13 protein-coding genes are annotated in these 18,292 nt (G+C 71.9%); 8 read left to right on the top strand and 5 right to left on the bottom strand.

Going from position 1 to position 18,292, the window contains the following annotated elements; translation table 11 throughout:
* Window positions 1–109 precede the first annotated feature (109 nt).
* Both ACZ3H8_RS18175 and ACZ3H8_RS18170 read right to left on the bottom strand, forming a co-directional pair.
* Complete coding sequence (locus ACZ3H8_RS18175; RefSeq protein WP_467402873.1) at window positions 110–1,354, bottom strand: PucR family transcriptional regulator; 1,245 nt, start codon at window positions 1,352–1,354, stop codon at window positions 110–112.
* A gap of 33 nt (window positions 1,355–1,387) precedes the next feature.
* Complete coding sequence (locus ACZ3H8_RS18170) at window positions 1,388–1,570, bottom strand: hypothetical protein (RefSeq protein ID WP_467402871.1); 183 nt, start codon at window positions 1,568–1,570, stop codon at window positions 1,388–1,390.
* A gap of 239 nt (window positions 1,571–1,809) precedes the next feature.
* Here ACZ3H8_RS18170 and pgfA point away from each other — a divergent pair, with 239 nt between their 5' ends.
* The 8 genes from pgfA (at window position 1,810) to ACZ3H8_RS18130 (ending at window position 12,878) form a co-directional block, all read left to right on the top strand.
* Window positions 1,810–2,763, top strand: coding sequence for a cell envelope lipid trafficking protein PgfA (pgfA, locus tag ACZ3H8_RS18165; protein ID WP_467402868.1), 954 nt, complete (start codon window positions 1,810–1,812; stop codon window positions 2,761–2,763).
* A 328-nt stretch (window positions 2,764–3,091) separates the two neighbouring features.
* The gene (locus ACZ3H8_RS18160) at window positions 3,092–4,300 is read left to right on the top strand and encodes a glycosyltransferase family 4 protein (RefSeq protein WP_467402866.1); all 1,209 of its coding nucleotides are present in this window, start codon (window positions 3,092–3,094) and stop codon (window positions 4,298–4,300) included.
* A gap of 78 nt (window positions 4,301–4,378) precedes the next feature.
* Entirely contained in the window at window positions 4,379–5,056 is a 678-nt protein-coding gene (locus tag ACZ3H8_RS18155) for a class I SAM-dependent methyltransferase (RefSeq protein ID WP_467402864.1), read from the top strand.
* Between the two features lie 22 nt (window positions 5,057–5,078).
* Window positions 5,079–9,356 carry an alpha-(1->3)-arabinofuranosyltransferase domain-containing protein gene (locus ACZ3H8_RS18150; protein WP_467402862.1) on the top strand — a complete coding sequence of 1,426 codons (4,278 nt, stop codon included), beginning with the start codon at window positions 5,079–5,081 and terminating at the stop codon, window positions 9,354–9,356.
* Complete coding sequence (locus ACZ3H8_RS18145; protein ID WP_467402859.1) at window positions 9,353–10,963, top strand: condensation protein; 1,611 nt, start codon at window positions 9,353–9,355, stop codon at window positions 10,961–10,963. The genes ACZ3H8_RS18150 and ACZ3H8_RS18145 overlap by 4 nt, the downstream gene beginning before the upstream one ends.
* Complete coding sequence (locus tag ACZ3H8_RS18140) at window positions 10,960–11,751, top strand: class I SAM-dependent methyltransferase (protein WP_467402857.1); 792 nt, start codon at window positions 10,960–10,962, stop codon at window positions 11,749–11,751. Before ACZ3H8_RS18145 ends, ACZ3H8_RS18140 begins: the two co-directional genes overlap by 4 nt.
* A 3-nt stretch (window positions 11,752–11,754) precedes the next feature.
* The gene (locus tag ACZ3H8_RS18135; RefSeq protein WP_467402855.1) at window positions 11,755–12,660 is read left to right on the top strand and encodes a DMT family transporter; all 906 of its coding nucleotides are present in this window, start codon (window positions 11,755–11,757) and stop codon (window positions 12,658–12,660) included.
* Window positions 12,657–12,878, top strand: a complete 222-nt coding sequence (locus ACZ3H8_RS18130) for a Trm112 family protein (RefSeq protein ID WP_467402852.1) — start codon at window positions 12,657–12,659, stop codon at window positions 12,876–12,878. Before ACZ3H8_RS18135 ends, ACZ3H8_RS18130 begins: the two co-directional genes overlap by 4 nt.
* Before the next feature lie 385 nt (window positions 12,879–13,263).
* Here the strand turns inward: ACZ3H8_RS18130 and ACZ3H8_RS18125 are convergent, their stop codons facing one another.
* The 3 genes from ACZ3H8_RS18125 to ACZ3H8_RS18115 all read right to left on the bottom strand — a co-directional run bounded on the left by ACZ3H8_RS18125 (window position 13,264) and on the right by ACZ3H8_RS18115 (window position 18,292).
* Entirely contained in the window at window positions 13,264–14,826 is a 1,563-nt protein-coding gene (locus ACZ3H8_RS18125) for a DUF4139 domain-containing protein (protein ID WP_467402850.1), read from the bottom strand.
* An 8-nt stretch (window positions 14,827–14,834) separates the two neighbouring features.
* A complete protein-coding gene (locus ACZ3H8_RS18120) occupies window positions 14,835–16,940 on the bottom strand; it encodes a DUF4139 domain-containing protein (RefSeq protein ID WP_467402848.1) in 2,106 nt (701 codons plus the stop codon).
* Between the two features lie 530 nt (window positions 16,941–17,470).
* Complete coding sequence (locus ACZ3H8_RS18115) at window positions 17,471–18,292, bottom strand: SCO6745 family protein (protein ID WP_467402846.1); 822 nt, start codon at window positions 18,290–18,292, stop codon at window positions 17,471–17,473.

Here is an 18,292-nt window from a genome sequence, read left to right as displayed (position 1 = left end):
CACGGCGGGCTTCGGCACCGCCAGGATGTATCTGACCCCCCCTTCAGAAACACCCTGACGGGCTGTCAGGCGCGAGGCGTCCGACAGTCCGTCAGCGTCGCCCCCCGGGTCAGTCAGGCGGTGGGACGAGATCACCGCGCAGCCGCCGAGCGCGAAGCACCAGCTCCAGTTCGAAGCGGCGGTCCGGGTCGTCCAGGTCCTCGCCCCACAACTCACGGAGCTGTCTCATCCGGTAGCGCACGGTCTGCGGGTGGACTCCGAGCCGGGCGGCCACTTCCGGCGCGCCACCCCGCGTTTCCAGCCAGGCCAGCAGGGTCTCGGCGAGACGGTGGGCGTGCGCCGGGCCGCCACACTCGCCCAACTGGGCGAGCCGCCGCCGCGCCAGCTCGTCGATCAACTCCCCTGCGGGCAGCAGCACCAGGGCTTCGACGTGCTCGCCGCAGTGCAGGAGCCGCCCTTGCGGCAGCAGGCCCTGCTCGATCATCCCGACGGCGGTCTCCGCCCAGCGCAGCGACGTGACGGCCTCCGCCAGGGGAACCGACGGGCCGATCGCGCCGGACCAGTTGGCCATCGCCCGGTGCAGCAACTCCGCGCGCCCGGGGGCCTCCGGGTCCGGCACCACCATGCGCGGGTGCTCGCCCTCCATGTCGAGCAGCACCTCGACGCCCACGGCGGGGGCGACAGCCTCTTGGGCGGGGCGGAGCAGCACGGCCACCGCCACCTTTGCCGGCAGTTGCCAGCCGACGCCGGCCGCGCGGTCGGCGAGGAAGGCGGACGGATCCGTGCGGTGCTCGGCGAGCAGGAGCTCGACGAGTTGTCGTTGCAGGCGCAGCCGCTCCCCGGCCTGGCGGGCGACGGCCTCGGCGTAGCCGCGTACCGACTGGGCCACCATGACGTCGAGGTACTCGAATGCGGACTCGGCGAGTTCGTACATGGCTGCGGGCGGGATGTCGACCTGCTGGCCGATCTCCGCCATACGCCGCCAGGAAAGGCGTACGCCCAGCCGGTAGATCCCCTGCAAGGAGTCCAGGCTGCGCCCCTGCGTGACTTCGCCGCGCCCGAAGTCCTGGAACATCTCGGGAAGGGCGCGCGGCCGGTCCGACCCCGTGGTCATCTGCTCCACGAAGAGCTCCAGCGCGTGCCGGATCGCCACCAGGGCCTTCGGCTCTCCGGACTCGTCGGCGATGAACGCCAGACCCGGATATTCCCGTCGGATCGCGGCGAGGATGTCCTGTGCAAGCTCGGGGACCTGCTCCAAGGCTCGGTCGGCGAACCGCTGAATCCGTTCTCGTGGCACGTCGTGCCACGCTGACGACGCTGCCACAGCACCTTCTCCCGGACGTCCGGTCCGCATGCCGCTCGATCAGCGGGCCTGGATCTTCACAACCTAGCCCGCGCTGGAGCTCGGTGTGCTGGACGTCCCGTTGGCGGGAGGGTCGGGGAACGTGACGAGCGGCACATTCTGCTGCTCGGGTGTGACATTGAGGGCGGCGACGATTCCGAAGGCGGCGCCTGTGGCCAGGACGGCGGAGGCGACGCAGGTCAGGAAGGCGGCGAGCAGTCTGGGCATGAGGGTGATTGGCCTCTCTATCGATGAGGTTGTCACCCAGCGCGCCGGCCCGGTCCGGCGCGATCAGTATGCGAGTCGCATTGACAGGTGGTCAAGCTCCGCCTAATTTCGCCGGTCAAAGCGCTGTTACTCCCGGGTACGCCACTCCTCGGCCCGGACAGGCTGAGATCCGTGCGTGTGACCCCTTCCCGCACAGTCCACGAACGCCCCGCATATCCCGCCCGCATTGGAGTACCCGCATGCGCCGTTCAACGTCGCGTTTTTCCCTGATTCTGCTGGGTACTGGCGTTTTTCTGCTGGTACTCACTCAGCTGCTCGTCTGGTACGTGGAGCCGCGTGCCAAGCGCACGCCGACCGACGTGAACTCCACGACGGTCTTCAGTGGTGAGGGTAGATATTTCGACACCGGATCCGTCTCCACGGTGGACGGCCAGACGATAACGATCACCCGCCGGGTGCTGGGCGACGTCGCCGGCAGCGAGCGCAGCGGAAACGCGATCTGGGACGTGTCGACACAGATCGACACCCCGAAGACGCTGCCGCTGGCAGACCCGCGGAAATCCCTGCAGTGGACCACGGAACGCTGGGTCACCGACCGCCGGACGAACCTGCCGGTGCACTGCTGCGAGGAAAAGCCCAGGTTCGAGGGCGAGGCCTACCTGAAGTTCCCGTTCGACGTCGAGAAGCGCGTTTACACCTGGTGGGACAGCACTCTGGGTGCCACCGTGCCGCTGGAGTTCAAGGGCACCACCAAGATCCGCGGCCACCGGGGCTACCTCTTCGTCGGCACCGTCGCAGCCACCGCCACCGGCACCCGTCAGGTGCCCGGCGTGCTGGTGGGCCGCCCGCAGGGCCAGGTGCTCGCCGAGGAGTGGTACTCCAACGCGGGGATTGAGCTGACGGTGGACCAGCGCACGGGCCGGATCATGAACGCGGTGATCGCGCCGACGAAGACGCTGCGGGCCCCGGGTTCGAAGAAGGACGCGGTCACCCTGCTGTCCAGTAAGCGGCTGGAGTTCACCGAGGCGACCCGGCGCGAGCAGGTGACGCTGGCCTCAGACGACGGCAGTCGGCTGAAGCTGCTCGGCGAGACTGCGCCCGTTGTGGGCGGAATCGCGGGCGGTCTGCTCGCCGCCGCCGGCGTGGTGATGCTGATCCGTGGCCGTCGGCAGACGAAACACTCAGGCGAGTGATGAAAGTGGGCCGCCGACCAGCCCAAACTTCTCACCCGCGTGAGTAGTGGAACGAATCACTCGAACGAACACTTGGGTTACCCCGCAGTAAGAACCAGTCATTCCGGTTCATGCCAGGCTCCCACCCTCAGGAGTCCGCCACCGGCCCGATGCTCACACACATCGACCGCACATCCCGGTCGGCGTCCCGGCAGTCCCGGCAGTACCGGCAGTCCCGGCAGTCCCGGCAGTACCCCGCACACCGAGCCAGCCCAGCGCTTCACCCCCGGAAGCCCGGCAATCCCTCACCCGCCTGCCCCCCCCGCAGCTGCCGAGTTGGAGCACCTCTATGCCCCAGCACGCGTCCGCTCTGGCCTCCGGCCAGGAGGACTCCGTCCCCGCTCAAGCCCGCACCGGCAGCGCAGTCACCAACTCGCTCGCCGATGACCCGCACATCGCACCCGTCGCGGAACCTCTGCCGCGCCGGATCACCTTCCTCGCCCGCCGTGACCTGGGCAACCAGGCCGCCGGCGGCTCGGAACTGCTCATCGACCGGATAGCCGGCGGTCTGACCGCCGGCGGCCACGAGGTCACGCTCGTGTGTGGCGGCCCGGCCGCAGAACGCGACTACCGGGTGGTCTCCGCGGGCGGTGACGCAGGACACTTCCTGCGCGCCAGGAAGACCTTCGCCCGCGAGGTCGGCGACTGCGACCTGCTGGTCGAGGTGTGCAACGGCATGCCGTACCTGGCGCCGCTGTGGCACCACGGACCGACGTTGTGCCTGGTCAACCATGTGCACACCGATCTTTGGCAGATGCGTTACCCGGGCCCGGCGGCCCGGCTCGGCCGCAGGCTGGAGCACTGGGCGCTGGCAGGCACCCACCGCGCAAACCTGATGGTGGCCGTCTCCGAGTCGACCGCCTCCGAGCTTCGCGGCATCGGCGTGGCCGCGGACCGCATCCGGATCGTCAACAACGGCGTCGAAGACCCCGGCGCGCTGCTGCCCGAGGCGAAGGAACCGCTGTTCCTGGCCGTCGGCCGACTGGTGGAGTACAAGCGCATCGATCTGCTCCTGCGGCTGTGGGAGCGGGTCCGTCCGGTCACCGGCGGTCGGCTCGTCATCGTCGGTGACGGCCCCGAACGGGAGCGGCTGGAAGCCATGGCCGGCCCCGGTGTGACGTTCGCCGGCCGGGTGTCGGAGGCCGAGAAGCACCGGCTGATGTGCGAGGCGTGGCTGCTGTTGCACCCCTCCCTCGTCGAGGGCTGGGGGCTGGTCGTCACCGAGGCCGCCGCCCGGGCCACTCCCGCAGTCGGTTTCGACATACCGGGCCTGTGCGACTCCATCGAGGACGGGGAGACCGGGGTGCTGGCCCGGGGCGAGAGTTCGTTCGCCGCCGCGTGGTGCACTCTGTCCCTCAGTGCCCACCGGCGCGCAGCCATGGGACGTGCCGCCGCGCGTCGCGCCAAGCGCTTCCGCTGGAGATCGACGGTCCGTCAGTTCCAGGCGGTCGCCGCCGAGGCCGCGGCGCTCGCCTCCGCCCCGGGACGCGGGAGGTGAGCGGCCATTTTTGATGTCACCGAACGCGCGTTCAAGGATCCGTCGCTGCGGCGATCGGCCACCCTCTTCCGGGCGTTCATGCGCGAACAGAGCGCCCCCGAGCGGTGCTACACCCTGCTGGCCCGTGACTCGGTCGCACAAGTGGCACGTCACATCGACCTGCCCGGCAAGATCGTCGTCGACATCGGCGGCGGCAGCGGCCACTTCACCGAGGAGTTCCGCCGCCACGGCGCGCGGAGCTACCTCTTCGAGCCCGACCTGCGGGAGCTGAGCGCCCGCGGCCCGGTGACCGAGGACGCGGTGCTCGCCGACGGCTATCTGCTGCCGCTCGCCGACGGCGCGGCGGACGTGTGCTTCTCGTCCAATGTGCTGGAGCACGTGTCGGACCCGCAGACGTTCATCAGCGAGATGGTGCGGGTCACCCGCCCCGGCGGACTGATCTACCTGTCGTTCACCAACTGGCTCTCCCCCTGGGGAGGTCACGAGACAGCGCCGTGGCACTACCTCGGGGCCGACCGGGCCCGCGAACGCTACGAGCGGCGCACCGGCCGCGAGGCCAAGCACACGGTCGGCGAAAACCTGTTCCCCGTCCATATCGGTCCCACCCTGCGGGACGTCCGCGGCCGCGACGACGTGCAAATCGTCACTGCGCGGTCCCGTTACTGGCCATTCTTCGCGAGCACGATCACCCGGGTGCCGGGACTCCGCGAGATCGCCACCTGGAATCTGCTGCTGATTCTCAGGCGAAGCCCATGAGGAAGCGAAGCGAGGAACGGTCATGACCACTACGGTCCAGGCGCCCACCCGGGCGCCGCAGCCCGGCCCGACGCCGTCCGAGGCGTCCGGGGCGCCGCGCGGACGAGGTCTGCTTTTCGGCTTCTGGGCCGTCGTGCTGGTGTCCTTCCTCGCGGTGTCACCGGGGAAGATGACGTTCGAGACCAAGCTCGGCGTCGCCCTCGACCCCGGGCGCTTCCTCGGCGACCTCGGTTCGCTGTGGAACGGCAACGCGGGCCTCGGCGGCATAGCCAACCAGTACATCGGCTACGCCTTCCCGGCGCTCCCTTACTACGCGTTCATGGACCTGCTGCAGGTGCCGGTGTGGCTGGCCGAGCGGCTCTGGTTGTCGATCATCGTGACCGCCGCCTTCTGGGGTGCGCTCAGGCTCGCCGAACGGCTGCGTGTGGGCACGCCCGCGACACGGCTGCTCGGTGCGGTGGTATACGCGCTGTGGCCCACCTTCACGATCGTCATTGGCTCGACCTCCGCCGCCGCGCTGCCCGGTGCCCTGCTGCCCTGGGTGCTGCTGCCGCTGACCTCCGCGGCGCTGAGCCCCCGTATGGCCGCCGCACGTTCGGCCATGCTCATCCCCTTCATGGGTGGCGTGAACGCCGCGTCGACGCTGGCCTCGCTGCTGCCCGTGGGTCTGTACCTGCTCAGCCGCCCGGCCGGCCGGCGTCGGCGCGCGCTGCTGGGCTGGTGGATACCGGGCGTCGTGCTGGCCACCGTGTGGTGGGTGGTGCCGCTGCTCCTGCTCGCCATCCACGGCGAGAACTTCATGCCGTACGTCGAGCAGGCCGAGACCACCACCGCCACCATGTCCGCGACCGAGCTGCTGCGCGGCGCCGGCAACTGGGTGGCGTATCTCAACTTCGGTGAGGCATGGCTGCCGGCCGGCTGGACCGTCGCGGCCTCCGTCATCACCGTCCTGGGTTCGGCGTTCGCCGCGGCACTGGGGCTGGCGGGCCTGGCCCGCCGGGACCTGCCGGAGCGCCGCTGGCTGCTGCTGACCGTCCTGGCCGTCGTCCTGATGACGCTGGCCGGGTACGGCGGCGCCTTCGGCGGTCCGTTCCACGGTGTCGTGCAGGAGTGGTTGAACGGGTCGCTGAAGCCCTTCCGTAACATCTACAAGTTCCAGCCGGGACTGGCCCTCGCGCTCGCCCTCGGCCTGGCCCACCTGACGGCTGTGTTCTCCGTGAGCAGACGTCCTCGCGCACTTCCCGGTCGCCGCTGGGCACCCGCGGTGGTGGCGGTGCTGGTACTGCCCGGCCTGGCCCTGCCGTACCTCAATGGCTCGATCCTGCAGCCCGGCGCCTTCACCAAGCTGCCCACCCACTGGGAGAAGGCTGCCGACTGGCTCAAGGACAACGCCCCGAACAGCCGGGCCATGGTCGTACCGGCGACGGCGCACGGCATCTACACCTGGGGTTCCCCCATCGACCAGCCGTTCGACGTGCTGGCCGAAACGCCCTGGGCACAGCGTGACTTCGTCCCCTTCGGTACACCCGGTTCACGCCGTGCGACGGACGCCGTCGAGCAGGCGCTGCTGTCCGGCACCGAGGTTCCGGGCCTTCAGGCGTACCTGGCACGGGCCGGCATGCACGAAGTGGTCGTGCGTAATGACCTCGACCCCGACCAGATCGGATATGTCCCGCCGCAGACGGTGAAACGGACCTTGGAATCGTCCGGCTACAGCAAGGTCGCAGGGTTCGGCCCGCTCGTGACCGGCGGGCGCATCGCCGCCGACACCCCGCTGCAGGTGCAGGGGCTGTATCCGCGGCTCCAGTCCGTGGAGATCTATCAGCCGCAGGACCGCGACAGGCGTCCCGACAGGGTCGGTGTGTCGGCCGCGGCCGACACGGCCGTGGTCAGTGGCGGACCCGAGGCGCTGCTCCAGCTGTCGGCCGATCCCTCGATGGCCGACCGGCCGGCCGTACTGGCCGGGGACAGTCTTCCCAAGGGCGTCACCGCACCGGTGAAGGCCGTCGCGGACGGGCTGCGCCGAGCCGACACCCGGTTCGGCCTGGTCAACAACAACACCTCGTACACCTACACCCCGGACGAGCGCAATCACTCCGGCAGCCTGCAGAACCCGGGCGAGAAGCCCAAGCAGATCCTGCCGTCGGAGGGCACCGATCACCAGACGACGGCCGACCTGCGCGGCGCGACGTCCGTGACGGCCTCCAGCAGCGGCAACTGGCTGTTCCACCTGCCGCAGTACGACCCGGTGAACGCCTTCGACGGGAACCCGGACACCGCGTGGGCCGAGGGCAGCCCGGGCAAGCCGGCCGGTCAGTGGCTCAAGGTGGACTTCTCCGGGCCGACCGACATCCCGGCCTCCATCCAGCTGACGCCCCTCCCGGGCGACAGCATGCGCGCTGCGCCCACGCGGGTGCGGATCGAGACCGACCGCGGTTCGGCCCAAAGCCCGCTGCAGACGAACGGCCAGCCGCAGACCGTCAAGGCGCCCGTCGGCGAGGCCTCCTGGATGAAGATCACCGTCCTTGCCGCGCAGCAGGCGCGGCCGGGCCTGTCCGGGGCTGGCTTCTCCGAGGTGTCGATCCCGGATGTGCAGGTGACGCGCATGCTGGCGCTGCCCGCCGACGCGAAGCGCACCGACGCGGCGGCGACCGTGTACTCCCTGCACCGCGGCACCGACGCGGGCGGCTTGTCGCCCGTATCGGCCGAGGTGGGACTGCACCGGCAGTTCAGCACCCAGGAATCGGGCGAGTACAAGGTGTCGGCGCGAGCCGTCGCCGTGCCCGGCGGCCCATTGGACGAACTGCTGGACCTTTCGGCTCCGGGATCGAAGAACCGGGTGACGGCCTCCGCGGACTCCACCAGCCGCAACGGCATGTCACTCAGCGCCCGCAACCTGGTCGACGGTGATCTGACGACCGCCTGGATCGCGGGCGACCGGCCGGTCGTCCACCTGAGCTGGCCCAAGAAGGAGAAGGTTGACGAGATCATCCTGGCGTCGGCGGGCGGGGTGTCCACCCGGCCCGAGCAGGTGCTGATCAGCTCGCCGCACGGCGCCGCGACGGCTGATGTGGACGAGAACGGGCGGGTGCGCTTCCCGGAGATCGAGACGAACCGGCTCGACATCACCGTCAGCAGGGTCGCCCCGCTCACCGTCCACAATCCGGTGGCGGACGCGCAGTTGCAGCTGCCGGTCGGGCTCAGTGAGGTCCACGTTCCCGCGCTGGCCGACCTGCGGGTGCCGCCTCCGAAGCCGTCCGCGCGCTTCTCGCTGCCGTGCGGTGAGGGCCCGGACCTTGCCGTCGGCGGCGTCCTGCACCAAACGAAGGCCTCCGGATCCGTCCGGGACCTCACCGAGCGGCGTCCCGTCACCGTCGCACTCTGCGCGGGAGAGGAAAAGGACGGCACCCTGGACCTTCCGGCCGGAAAGCACGAGGTGGAGGCGGGTGACGCGGGTCCGCTGGCGATCAGCGACGTCACGCTGACCCAGGGCACCCCGCAGGAGATCGCGGGAGCGGCGGGCCGCGAGGCCACCGTCACCAAGTGGACCGACGACAGCCGGACCGTGTCGGTGTCGGCCGGCTCCGGCGAGGCCACGTACCTGCAGACCTACGAGAACGCCAACGACGGCTGGAAGGCCACCCTGGACGGCACGGAGCTGGAGTCGGTGCGGCTCGACGGCTGGCAGCAGGCCTGGGTGGTCCCGGCCGGGGCGTCCGGCACGGTGAACTTGGAGTTCGAGCCCTCCAGGCCGTACCGGGCCGCCCTGATCGGCGGTGTGATCGCGCTCGCCACGCTGGCCGCACTGGCCTTCGTGGGCCGCAGGCGCAACGTCGGCGGACCCACCGGCCTGGACGCGGAGCTGCCCGAACCGCCGGCCCCCGGGATGCTGCTCGGGACGCTGGCGCTGACCGCCGTCGTCGCGGTGGCGGCGGGTCCGCTGGCCCTGGTGGTGCCCGTACTCGCCGTGGCGGCCCGGTTCCGGCCGGCCGTCCCGGTGCCGATCGCCGCGGTGGCGATGGCCGGAGCGGGCATCGCCGCGGCCGTCGGCGCCGGGGAGCCGGCTGCCGCCGGGCAAGGCGCGTTCAGCGCCTTCGCCCAGGTACTGGCACTGGTGGCCCTGTCCGCCGCCTTGGTGACGGCGGTAAGCCCGGCGTCCGCGGTCGCCGGTCGGGAAGACGATGGCGGTGCCGACGCGCCGGAAGCCGGAGAGATGGTCACGGCCCAGCAGGGAAGCACCGGCGCCGGGGACTGGCCCGAGCCGTCTCCTTGGTATCCGGGAGGCGGTGGCCCGTCATGACCTCGTCGCGAACCGCCGCCGGGTGGGGGACCGCAACCCCTCCCGGCGGGGTCCGGCTTCCCTTTCCGATCATCGATGAGGTGTCGCGGCACTGCCTCAGTGACGACGAGCCGGAGACCGTACACGTCGAGGTCCATCTGCCCGGACGGCTGGACCCGGCACGGTTGCGGACCGCGTTCCGGCGGGCGCTGCTGACGCACCCCCGGGTGTTGATGCGGGAAGTGCCCGGCCGCTGGCACCGGCAGTCCTTCGCGTGGGAGCTGACGGGCGAACCGGACAGCGACCCGGTGAGCTTCGCGCGGCCGGGACCCGACGCGTTGGGCCGCGCCCGCGCGCGAGCCCTGACGGAATGCCCGTCACTGGCCCTGTCGCCGCCGATGCGCCTGGAAGTCATCGAGGTGGACGGGGGAACGGCCGCCGGTGAGCCGCCGGAGGCGGGTGTGCCGGGGGCGACCCGGACCGTGCTGCTGCTGACGATGCATCACACGGCCCTCGACGCCGGGTCCGGGCTGCGGGTGCTCGCCACGACCGCGGAACGGTACGGCGGCTCGGCCGCGATCCCCGTCCCCGGGCCGGTTCGGCTGGACCCCTCGGGGCCGGCCGCGACCGACGGCACGGGCCTCGCGGTGTGCGCGCGGCCCGTGCGAGTCGCGCCGGACTCCCGCCCCGAGCCGGTGCGCGCCCGCGCCGCGGGCAACGGCATGCTGCAGGCGGAACTGCCCGTTCCGCCGCGTGTGGGTCGGACCGGCGGTCTCGCGCCGTGGACCGTCAACGACCAACTGCTGGTCGCGGCGTCACTGATGGTGGGCCGCTGGAACGTCTCGCAGGGCAGGCCGGCCGGTCCGGTGCGGATCACCATGCCCGTCGACGACCGTCCGCGCGGCAGAGAGATGCCGATGGGGAACGGAACCCGGCTCGCCGAGGTGGCCATGACCTCCGAGGACCCGCGCGACACGGACCTGCTGCTCGGTGAGCGGCCGGACCTGGCGGCCGTGGCCCGGTTGCTGGGCACCACCGCTCGGCGCACCCGCGCGCTGAAGTCGGCCCAGGGTGCGCCGCTGGGTTCCGGGGCGGGCCTGTTGACCGCGCGGCTGCTGCCGGTCGGAATCCGGGGCGCGCTCACCCGTGGCGCGCGGCGGGCGGCGGCGCCCTGGACGTCGACGGCGCTGGTCACCAATATCGGACGCGTTCCGTACTCGCTGGACTTCGGTGACGCCGGCCGGGCGAAAGCCGTGTGGTTCTCCGCACCGGCGCGGATGCCGCGCGGGCTGAGCGTGGCGGCGGCTTCCACCGACGGGCGACTGCATGTGACGCTGCGCTGGTCGCGGGCGCTGCTCGGTGACGTGGCGGGCGCGCACCTGGCAGGCTTGTTCGAGCAGTCGCTTTCGACGACGTCACAGGTCACCCGGGCCGGGTCGAACGCTTGGGGTTTTGGGCCGGAAGCCGACATTCCGGAGGCGGACGCCACCGCTCCGGACCCCGAGGCGCCCGGAGCTCGGGACAAGGCATGCCGGCCCGGCGGGCCGTACGACCGCGACGCATTGCGTCCGGACCCGACACCGGGTGGAGCCCGCTCCGCCCGGGAGAACCGTGGGAGGCCGTCATGACCCCCTCATCCAACGGCTCCGCCGCCGGGAAATCGCCCGAGGCACCGGTGCATTCGCCGAGCCGGCCCGTCCCCGGGCTGCGGGATTTCTACGAGGACCCCACCGTCCCCGTCGCCTCCGGCGAGGCCCGTAGCCTGCGCCAGGCCCGGATGCTGGCCGATGCGCTCGGGCCCGCCGGGCCCGGCCGCCCGGCCGCCACCGTGCTCGACGTGGGCTGCGGTGACGGCTCGGCGGCCGCGACCGCCGCCCGCGTACTGAACGGGCACCGCATCGTAGGAGTCGACTGGTCGCAGGACGCGCTGCGCCGGGCGGCGCCGCGTCTGAGCCAGGTCGTCCGCGGCGAGCTGACCGGCGGTGGGCTGCCGTTCGCCTCCGGCAGCGCCGATGCCGTGCTGTTCAGCGAGGTCGTCGAGCACCTCGTCGACCCCGACAGCGCCCTCGACGAACTGCACCGGGTGCTGCGACCCGGGGGGCATCTGATGCTCTCCACGCCGAACCTTGCCGCCTGGTACAACCGCGGGCTGCTGCTCGCCGGAGTCCAACCGGTGTTCTCCGAGGTGAGTCTGCGCCGCATCCACGGCAGGCCGGGCAGCCAGGTGGTGGGCCATCTGCGGCTGTACACGGCGCGCGCGCTGCGCGAGTTCGTGGCGGCGTCCGGGTTCGAGGTGGTGACGGTCGCCGGTGCGCCGTTCCACGGAGTGCCGCGCCCGCTCCGCCCGCTGGACCGCTTGGCCTGCCGACTGCCGTCCCTCGCCTCCATCCTCCTGGTTCACGCGAGGAAGGTGTAGCCCGTGGTGTGGGGAGTGGCCGCCGCACTGGCGGCGAACGTCCTGTACAGCACCGGCTTCGTCCTGGAGAAGCGGGCTCTGGCCGGCATGCCGCCGCTGAGCGCCGCACAGCCGGGCCGGGCCCTGCTCCTGCTGGCCGGCAGGCCCTTGTGGATCTGCGGGGCCACGGCGCTCGCCCTGGGGTTCGCCGCCCAACTGGCCGTCTACCGCACACTGCCGATCGCCGCCGCCCAGGGTCTGTTCCTGTCAGGGCTGGCCCTCCTGCTGGTGCTCTCGTCGGTGGTGCTCGGCGAGCGCCCCTCCGGCCGTGAGCAGCGCGCGGTGGCCGTCATCGGGCTGGCGCTGGTCATGGTGGTGTCCTCGCTGTACGAGAGCAGCGAGGAGATCAGCCGCAGCGCGCCAGCAGGTCTCCTGCTGGCACTGTGCGTGCCGACACTCGCGGCCGGACTGCTGCTGTACGCGGCCGCGGAACGGCGAGCCCGCCGGCGTCACCGGCAGCCGACCACCGGCGTGGCCTACGCGGTGGCGGTCGGTCTGCTGTACGGGGTCAGCTCGCTCGCCATCAAGGGCATCTCCGGGCACCTGGGCACCTCGGACCTCCAAGGCTCCGTGCCGGCCCTGCTCGCCTCCCCCTACCCGTACCTTCTGCTGTTCACCGGAATCAGCGGACTGGTCCTGTCCCAGACCGCCCTGCAGCGCTGCCGCGCGTCGCTGATCGTCCCGGTCTGCTCGACGGTGACCTGCGTGTTCACCATCGTCAGTGGCACGATCGCGTTCGGCGAGCCACTGCCCGAGGACCCGCTGCGGCTGCTGCTGCGCCTCGGCGGCATCGCGTTGGCCCTAACGGTCCTGCTCACCATGCCGCGACACGACGCGGACACCTCCACCTCCGAAGGAACCCGGCCATGAAGCCTGACAACCCGCTGCTGAAGATCCTCGCCTGCCCGCTCGACAAGGGTCCGCTGATCCTCGACGAGATCAGGGGCGCTCTTTACAATCCGCGCCTGCGCCGCCGCTATCCGATCGTCGACGGCATCCCGCAACTGCTCCCCTCCTCCGGCGAGCCCGCCGTCGAGCAGGAATACGACGCACTGCCCGCCGAACTGCCCGACTCTGGCAGTTCGTGACCGTTGCTCCGCCTTGACCTGCGTCTTTACGGGGATCCCGCCATCTCCATGCCTTCCCGACGACGAACCATGTGGAGTGCCCAGTTCGGGGTAGTGTGGCGTTGCCCTAACGGAGTTTGGCCGATACCAATAAAGACAATGCCAACCGTCAAGTGCGGTTGACTTTCCTTGGGTAGCGGCCGTACCCGGCATCCGGGCGTACGTGCTGTCGGCAGGCGGGAGGCCCGCCCTCGCAGCGGCCGGTCGCGACCGGGCGACAGGCCGCGTACCGGCGGCCCCAGCGGTGACCGGCCCTCATGTCCTTCGGGTGTGCGAGACGGCCCCCGGCTGGGGGCGGGAGCCAGGATCAGGCCTGCACCAGCAGGCGTGCAGCGGCCCACCGAGCTCAGAGCCCGGTGACTTTGGCGCTCGCCGACAGCTCGTAGACCAGGGTGACCGTGCGGCGGCTGCCGGGCGGGAGGGAGACGTCCCAGCGGGCGATGCCCTCGGCGTCGACCACGTCGGGCGCGGGGGAGCATGAATCCTTGTGCAGGCGTATCTCCACCGCCGAGACCTCGGAGACCGGGATCCGCTCCCGAAGGACGACCACCCGCTCGCCGTGCTCCCCGGGGGCGGAGAACCGGGACAGGTGCAGCCGGACCGTGCGGGTGACCACGGTCCGCTGGGTGATTCCGGCGGAGTCGCGGGACTCCTCGGCATGCCGGACCACCCTGTAGTCGTCGCAGCTGCCGAAGGCCAGCTCAACGGGGGCGCCGGGGGCTGTGAAGTCCAGCGTGCCGCGGCCGCTGAATCCGCTGCCACGGACCAGGTCCACGGGCCCGGCGAGCAGCGCGTGGCCGGACAGGTTGTCGAACCGCACCACCTGGGTGACCAGGGGGGACAACTCCGGTGAGCACGCGTACTCACTGGGCGCGGCCGTGGTGAATGCGGAGAGCAGCACTCGGTGGGCGCGGCCGTCACCGGGCACCGAGACCGGCGCGGGGGATCTCAACACCCGCGCCTCGCCGCCGTCGTCCACCCCCGGCAGGCCGAGCACCGGGGCCGGGCCGAGGGCCCCGATCTCCTCCTCGCGCAGCTCGACGTCGACCGTGCGGCGCTCCGCTGCGGAGCGGTCCTTGAGCGTCAGCCGGTCGTCGCCCAGCCGTGGCGGATCGGTGGCCAGCGCCGAGCGGGCCGTCGACAATGTCAGCCGTACGTCCGACCAGTCCTCACCGGTGCGCTGCCAGACCATCGCGTCGGTCTCCAGTGTCAGGGAGTCCCCGTCGAGCACGGCCCGGTAGGCGGGCCGCCACAGCGCACACGGGGTGAGGTGGCTCAGGCGCAGCCCGACCGGCCCGGCGACCGCGGCTTCCACGGTCAACTCGATATGGCCGACCAGCTCGGCGGGCTCCTCCTCGGAGAGGTGCATGGCCCGCTGGGCTTCCCCGAGTTCGGCAGCGAGGGCGGCCAGCCGGGCCTCCACGGTGCGGAGTTGCTCGCCGTGCGCGTCGCGCTCGTCGTCCACCCGGTCCAGTTCGCGAGCCCAGCGGGGCCGTTCGGTCTCCCCGGAGCCGGCGCCTTCGCCGATCTCCCGCAGCAGATCGGCGGCGAGGCGGCCGAGCAGGTCAAGGCGGGCATGCAGCCGGTCGCGTCGCTGCCCCAGGGTCAGCCGCTCCTCTTCGAGGGTGTGTACGCGGTGGCGCAGGGCGGAGTCGTCGTCGGTGGACGGCAGCGGCCCGCGCGGCGTCCAGCTGCGGACGATCCGCACGTCGAGCACGGTCGCGGGGTGATCGGCGGTCAGCTCGGCATGGAGGGTCCGGTCGACGGCCAGCGCACTGACCGGCCCGAGACGCAGCCGCTGGACCCCGGCCTCCAGGTCGAGCACGACGGCGCGCTCGATGTGGGCGCGATCCTCGAGGCACGTGACGGCGGTGACGGGGAGGGCGATCGGCTTCGGGGCCGTGGACATGGCGTGTGTCAGCTCCTGCGGTTGCCGCCGACCAGGGCCTTGCCGGTCGGGATGCGGATCTCGTAGCCGCCGTCGAAGGCGGCAGTGGCGCCTGCGGGCAGGTCCAGTCGCCAGACGCGGGTGCCCGGCGCATGTCGATCGGGCCCCGTGCCTTCCTCGGGTGCTGTCCAGTCGGCCCGTTCCTCGATCCGGACGTCCGGTTCGGAGGTGACCGGCACCCGCTCGCGGACTTCCACGGTGACAGGCCTCGCGAGCCGGTTGGCCAGCTCCACGTGGACGCGGTGGTCGAGCACGGTGGTGTTGTTGCGCAGGCCCGAGGTCGACTCGTGCAGGTTCGTACGGCGGGTGACCCGGATGCCCTCGGCCGGCCCGAGCCCCACCCGGCGGACACCGCCGGGGGCAAGCGTGGGCAGTGCGGCGGTCAGCAGGAAGTCGTCGTCGACGGTGACCTCCACCGGGCCGGCCAGCAGTGCCTGGTCGGTGGCGTTGGAGAGCACCAACGTCGCGTACACGGTCTGCTCCACGGACGGCACGCAGAGGTACTCGGTACGCAGGCCGACCGGGATCTCGCCGACGGTGACGGTGTGCCAGGTGCCGTCCGACGGAATGTCGGCGCGGGCGGTGGCATCGAAGCGGTGGTCGAAGGAACCCGCCGACTCGCGGGGCCGCACGGCCTGTCCGGGCAACGGCAGCGCGGCCACCGCTTCGGCGCGGCGGCGGTACTCGGCCGCCACCGGGTCGAAGGGAGAGTCGGGAAACAGCCGGCCTCTGCGACCGCCCTGCTCGTCGGGGCCGCACAGGACAAGGGCGGCATAGTCGAGCTCGGCGCCGCTCGGCTGCGGGGGACCGGCTACCGGTGCCGGAGGGGGTGGCGGGGCAGCCCGGCCAGGAGCCGCGGGCGCCATGGCGGCGGGGGCACCCGCGAAGGACCTGCCGCCGGTGCGCGGCCTGTCGCCCGGTCGCGACCCGGCGGGCTGCGCGAGGGCGGGCATCCCGCCGCCGAAGACTTCCGGGGGAGCGCCGTCTGCGCCGCCGGGCACCGGGACTGCGGCCGGCGGACCGCCGTAGCCCTGCGGTGCCGGCGGCGGGGGAGGCGGTGGTGGCGGAACGGGACCGGACGCGGAGCCGCCCGCGGCGCCCACGGGCGCGGAGCCGGCCCCGACAGCCGCGGGTGCGGCGGTCGTGGCTGGGCCAGGGCCTGCCGCGTCGTACCCGGAGAACAGGTCGACGAGCCCGGCCGGGGGCTCGCGCCAGCCAGAAGGCGCGGGGGCGGGCTGACTGCGTCCGATCCGGATCGAGCGGAGCCTCGGCAGGTCGGTGCGGCGCCGAAGATCGGCGGTGGCCAGGGCGATGCGCACGCCGGTCCAGTCCTCGCCGGTCCGCTGGGCGACCGAGGCGCGCAGCACCAGACGGCCGCTGCCGTCGCCCTGACGGTGAGTGAGACGGTAGGCCGGCACCCAGACGGCGCCCGGCACCCCGTATTCCAGCTCCAGCTCCACCTCCGCGTCACCGGTGCCGTCGAGGGTCAGGACCGCGCAGACCGTGGTCTCCACGTGCGCTGACGGCGCGTCGGTGGAGGCGCGGGCGAGCCTGTCGGCGGCGACGGTGAGCTCGTGCTCGACGTAGCGCAGTGCCTCCTCCAGCTCGACGAGGCGGTTGTGCAGTCCCGTCAGCCGCTCGTCGACGAAGTCGGCGAGCTCCAGCCACGCGTCGACCGGGGTGAGGCGGTGCGGGTCCTCGCGCCTGCGGGCAGGTGGGACCGGGTGGAGAGCCCTGACCTCCTCGATCAGGCTCAGCTGCCGGTCCCGGCGTCCCTGCGCCGCCGCGTACTCGTCGCTCAGCCGCTCGACCTCGCGCCGCAACTCGTCGGGCGTGCCCGTGCCGAGCGGCTCGGCCTCGACTTCCACCCGGGCCTCGGTGACGCGCACCCCGGGGGCGCCCAGGACACGGGCCCGCAGCGAGCCCGGGTCCAGCGAGCGGGGCAGTCCCGTCACCCGCACCCGGCCGTCAGGCGACACGCCGCCCCGGGCCAGGCGGTGGCAGACCGCGCCCTGCGCGTACACCACGACCGAATCGAGGGTCGACCCCCACCTCGGTGTTGACTCAGCCGTCATGTACTCCGCCCCCCGCCGCGTCCATGCTGAGCGAAGCCTACGCCCGGGCGGTCTGCGCGTCCGCGTCGAATCAGGAGGATGGCGTCCAGGACCACACGCCCTGTTGGCTGAGCAGCCGTTTCACGGCCTCCTACAGGGGGCGGGTGGCATGCACTGCAGTGCTGCGGACGGCTTCGGTTGCCCGCACGCAAGCGGGCAGCCCGCTGCGAATGCCCAACGCTCCTTCTGAGGCAGACCTTTTTCTTCGGCCGGCCGGACTTTGCCTTGGGGCCTGCCCGGACGAATGAGCCAAGGTGCTTGCCCCCTCTCGGGCCCGCGGTCGCAGCTGTTCGGTATGCCCGTGCCGGGGAATAGGGTCGGGGTTGTCTCAGCGGAGGTTGGTGGACACCAACCACGACAACCCGGACCGGCAGGTGCGGCTCAGCTTCCTCGGGTAGCGCGTGAGCTGGGTATGGAGTGCGCTCTGCGAGGCCATGGCCGCCCAGTTCGAGCAGATCAAGCGCGAAGCGGAGGGGGCGTGAAGCGCGCGCTCAGCCGAGCTTGAGGAGCCCGGCTTCGATGACGGCGCGGCCGAAGGGGCTCGCCAGTTCGGCGAGACGTTCGCAGTCGGCGTCACCCAGGGCGGCGTAGGCGGGCAGGGCCAGGCGGTCGGTGCGGTCCTCGATGTGCTGGCGCAGGCGTACGCCTTCCGGGCTGAGGGAGTCGCCGTCGAGGAGACCTCGTGTGCGCAGGCGCTCCTGGGTGTCGGCCCACTCCTCCTCGGGCCATGCGCGGCTTGCCCTGAGGAAGTCGACGGGAACCTCACCGGTGGCAGCGTGCAGAACCAGGGCCTCCAAGCCCCCCACACCCTCGCTCAGCAAGCACGCGACATGGCCGTCTCCACGGAACTCCCGGAGCAGCGTCTGAGCGTGCCACAGCTGCAGTACCGGCTCCTCCGGCCAGGGCAGGGCGGCGTGCGCGGCGAACAGCGGTCGGCCCTGCGCGTGTTCGCAGGCCGCCTCGGCGGCCGTGCGGGTCAGCGCCAGGACCTCGTCCAAAGCGGGGAGTTCGTGGATCCCGGCCCGTCGCAGAGCCTCGCTCGCGGCGGCGTGCCGCGCGTCCAGCACCTGCTGCGGCGTTGCCGCCTCCCAGACCCCGTCGACCGCCTTCCGTACGAGACCGGGGTTGAAGTTGTAGAAGGTCGAGATGACCAGCTCGGCGGACGCTCGGCCGAAGGCGGCGCTCCGGGAGGCGAAGTACCCGGCGCGACCGCTCAGTCCGAGGTCCGCGTACCGTCGCCTTCCCTCGGGGGCGAAGTAGATCATGCCGTGTACGGGCTCGAGCCGTCGCCAGGCTGCTCGCGCTGTCTTCAT

This window comes from Streptomyces sp. NPDC002868, from assembly GCF_055563295.1.
This window is presented reverse-complemented; position numbering and strand designations above follow the sequence as displayed.

Excerpts from the sequence above, each read along its gene's own strand:
- ACZ3H8_RS18175 (WP_467402873.1), bottom strand. The coding sequence starts at position 1,354 with ATGCGGACCGGACGTCCGGGAGAAGGTGCTGTGGCAGCGTCGTCAGCG.
- ACZ3H8_RS18170 (WP_467402871.1), bottom strand. The coding sequence starts at position 1,570 with ATGCCCAGACTGCTCGCCGCCTTCCTGACCTGCGTCGCCTCCGCCGTC.
- pgfA (WP_467402868.1), top strand. The coding sequence starts at position 1,810 with ATGCGCCGTTCAACGTCGCGTTTTTCCCTGATTCTGCTGGGTACTGGC.
- ACZ3H8_RS18160 (WP_467402866.1), top strand. The coding sequence starts at position 3,092 with ATGCCCCAGCACGCGTCCGCTCTGGCCTCCGGCCAGGAGGACTCCGTC.
- ACZ3H8_RS18155 (WP_467402864.1), top strand. The coding sequence starts at position 4,379 with ATGCGCGAACAGAGCGCCCCCGAGCGGTGCTACACCCTGCTGGCCCGT.
- ACZ3H8_RS18150 (WP_467402862.1), top strand. The coding sequence starts at position 5,079 with ATGACCACTACGGTCCAGGCGCCCACCCGGGCGCCGCAGCCCGGCCCG.
- ACZ3H8_RS18145 (WP_467402859.1), top strand. The coding sequence starts at position 9,353 with ATGACCTCGTCGCGAACCGCCGCCGGGTGGGGGACCGCAACCCCTCCC.
- ACZ3H8_RS18140 (WP_467402857.1), top strand. The coding sequence starts at position 10,960 with ATGACCCCCTCATCCAACGGCTCCGCCGCCGGGAAATCGCCCGAGGCA.
- ACZ3H8_RS18130 (WP_467402852.1), top strand. The coding sequence starts at position 12,657 with ATGAAGCCTGACAACCCGCTGCTGAAGATCCTCGCCTGCCCGCTCGAC.
- ACZ3H8_RS18125 (WP_467402850.1), bottom strand. The coding sequence starts at position 14,826 with ATGTCCACGGCCCCGAAGCCGATCGCCCTCCCCGTCACCGCCGTCACG.
- ACZ3H8_RS18120 (WP_467402848.1), bottom strand. The coding sequence starts at position 16,940 with ATGACGGCTGAGTCAACACCGAGGTGGGGGTCGACCCTCGATTCGGTC.
- ACZ3H8_RS18115 (WP_467402846.1), bottom strand. The coding sequence starts at position 18,292 with ATGAAGACAGCGCGAGCAGCCTGGCGACGGCTCGAGCCCGTACACGGC.